Origin of the sequence: Ruminobacter amylophilus, from assembly GCF_900115655.1 — a bacterium.
Taxonomy (GTDB): domain Bacteria; phylum Pseudomonadota; class Gammaproteobacteria; order Enterobacterales; family Succinivibrionaceae; genus Ruminobacter; species Ruminobacter amylophilus.
On sequence record NZ_FOXF01000088.1, the window covers coordinates 1 to 2790 of the forward strand.

Annotated in this window: 3 protein-coding genes; 1 reads left to right on the plus strand and 2 read right to left on the minus strand. The window is 33.5% G+C overall.

Annotation, left to right across the window (positions count from 1 at the left end; translation table 11 throughout):
- Positions 1–531: 531 nt before the first annotated feature.
- A complete protein-coding gene (locus BMY80_RS11765; protein ID WP_031580358.1) occupies positions 532–711 on the minus strand; it encodes a hypothetical protein in 180 nt (59 codons plus the stop codon).
- Positions 712–941: 230 nt separating this feature from the next.
- On the opposite strand from BMY80_RS11765, the gene BMY80_RS11770 reads away from it, so the two are divergent.
- A complete protein-coding gene (locus BMY80_RS11770; protein WP_051622149.1) occupies positions 942–2501 on the plus strand; it encodes a glycoside hydrolase family 36 protein in 1560 nt (519 codons plus the stop codon).
- Between the two features lie 29 nt (positions 2502–2530).
- On the opposite strand, the gene BMY80_RS12650 is transcribed toward BMY80_RS11770, so the two are convergent.
- Positions 2531–2790 (minus strand): excisionase (locus BMY80_RS12650; protein ID WP_245730193.1); only part of this gene is annotated, 260 nt, incomplete at its 5' end.

The following is a 2790-nucleotide window of genomic DNA, read 5'->3' on the forward strand; positions in this document are numbered from 1 at the left end:
AGGTGGTCAACTTTAATTCGTTTAGGTGGTCAACTTTTGCGATCGTTTAACAATTATCTATTGTTATTGAGATATGCTCTTTATTTTGATTTGAAGAATCAATCGAAGAGAAACACAAAGTACCTGTGATAGAATCTTTAATTACATGCTTGTTTGTAACAATCACTGGTATATGCTCACCTGCGGTCTGGTCTTCACAAAAGTTGAAAAAGTGCAATATGTAGTATTTTTGTACACTCTTTTCTATTTTTACCTGATCATAAATTCTTGTTGTAGCGGATCAGGTTTTCAACCAGACGGATCATTTTTTCGTGGATGATGGCGGATCGTATTTTCTAAATTTCAAGGATCGGATTTTCCACAGTGGCGGATCAGCCTCATGAGAAACCGGTGAAATAAAAAAACTGCCTGAGATTTCTCAAACAGTTAACATCTATCTGTGGCTGGTGTCACAGCCAAGTTAGTTTGTCATCAAAACAGTCCACTAAATTGTCAAATTCTCAGCTCTAAAATTTTCCTGAGTAAAAGATCCTAATTTTGCCAGTTGTTGTTGCTCTCTTCCTTTGTCAAAACCTTCTGATTTATAACAATAGTTCCCTTCTTTCTGATTTTGCCATTTTCCCTGTAAGAGATACCTGGTACCTTAGCGTATTTATAGTTACCTTTGGTCTGAAAAGATAATTTTATACCTGATGAAGTTGTCTCTGTCATAATGTAGTTACCAAATACGTTAGTATAACTACATTATGACAAAATTCAGGTGTACAACAATAAAGGGGTAATGTTTGGAAAACCAAGGTATAATAAGGAAAAAGGAGTAGCACTGTGCTACTCCTTACGAATTGTAGTTACCAAAAACTACAGGGAATTTAGGCTTAACAATATGAATTAATTTGTCTGCATCCCCTATCTCTCATTGTTATCAAATAGAGGATTTTCTTATGAATAACATAATTGAAGACATATCAGATATCTTATCAGACAATAATTTTAGCTTTGACATTGATAATAACGAATTTATTTTTGATGAATTTAATGTTAAACAATCTGAATTAGTGCTTTTTAAAACAAAAGTTACTGATCCTAACACTCCATTTTACGCAGAAGGTTTTCAAATGCTCTGTTGTTATAGTGGAACCTTTGCTAATCCAACTTGTATTGCTAGATGTCCTGACAATTCATCAGTATATAGAATAACAAATGATCTTGGATACACAACTGTTTATAACTATATTGCATATAAATCAAATAACAGTTGGATTTTAGTTGGATTCTCTACTTGTAATAAGTTTCAAGGTTTCTTTAGAGTATATCCAGATGGAACTTTAGAAGCAGTAATGGACACTGAAAATTTTAAAGGATATAGTTCTCTCGAAAATCTTGTAATTATTGAAGACACCTCTTTATTTGCGATAAAATGCAAATTTGCTAAATATATAAACAACAATCTTTCCATTCAGATTCCTAATAAAACTCCAACAGGCTGGTGTTCATGGTATAGCTATTATGCGGATGTAAACGAGCAATTAGTAATTCAAAACCTTAATGAATTAAAAAATTTTGATTCTTTAGACTATCTACTAATAGATGATGGTTACCAAAACCACATGGGAGATTGGCTAGACTTTTCTGCATCCAAATTTTCATTAGGCTTAGAGGAGCTTGTCCATAAAATTAACAATACTGGAAAGAAAGCTGCTATATGGATAGCCCCTTTTATTTGTTCCACTGAATCATCAATTTTTAAAAACCACCAAGATTGGCTAGTAAAAGATAAAAATGGAAATCCTCTTTGCTCCTCAACTGTAACCTACGAAGGATGGAGAGAAGCACCTTGGTATATGTTAGATTTTAGTAATCCTGAAGTTTGTGAATATATCTATAATGTTGTAACCTTCTTTTATAAAAAGCTTAACATCACCTACTTTAAACTTGATGCCTTATATTGGGGAGCTATTAAAGGTAGTTACTTTAAATATAATCAAACAAGAATTCAAAATTACCGAAAATGTCTTGAAATCTTTAGGAAAGCCACAGATAACAAAGCATATATTCTTGGTTGCAACGCACCAATGTGGCCATCTATAGGTCTTGTCCATGGAATGAGATGTGCTGATGATGTTGAAAGAAATAAACAACGCTACACCCTAAACTTTCATGTTTTATTACACAGACTATGGATGTCTAGAATGCTTTGGCACGTAGATCCCGATTGTATATGCATAAAAGATATAACTAATCAGTCGTGTTCCCCTGAAATATATAATTACCATTTTAGTGGAATGCAATTATTCACAGACATTATTATGCTTGGAGATCCTTTATCCTCATATTCAGAGGAAGATAAACTAAAAATTGAGAAATTAATACTTAGCGCCAAGACCATTAATATTGAAGAACAAAGCGATGATTTAAAGCAAGTTGTATTTACAACTAATGATCAGAAATTCCGCATTACATTTGATTTAGTTAATCATTCTTGTGATGTTGTTAAAATATAAAAAAAAGCATGCCCGGGATCTTTAGAACTTCAAAATAATTTCTGTTCAGTTTGATCTTCATGAATTACGGTGCAGCGGATAATCTGAACTAAAAGAATCAATTTCCGGCCTTCATAAAATTTTACAGTTCTTTTTTTGTGGCCGTACCTGACGGAAAAGTTACCGATGTTGCATTCGGCAAGACGTCTCAGTCTCTTTACGCCAATGTGAAAATACTGACCTGCCTCGTTAAGTGATAAGGTGTAACGCTGATTCATCGGGATCTCATTCTTCCTTGAGCCGTCCTGTC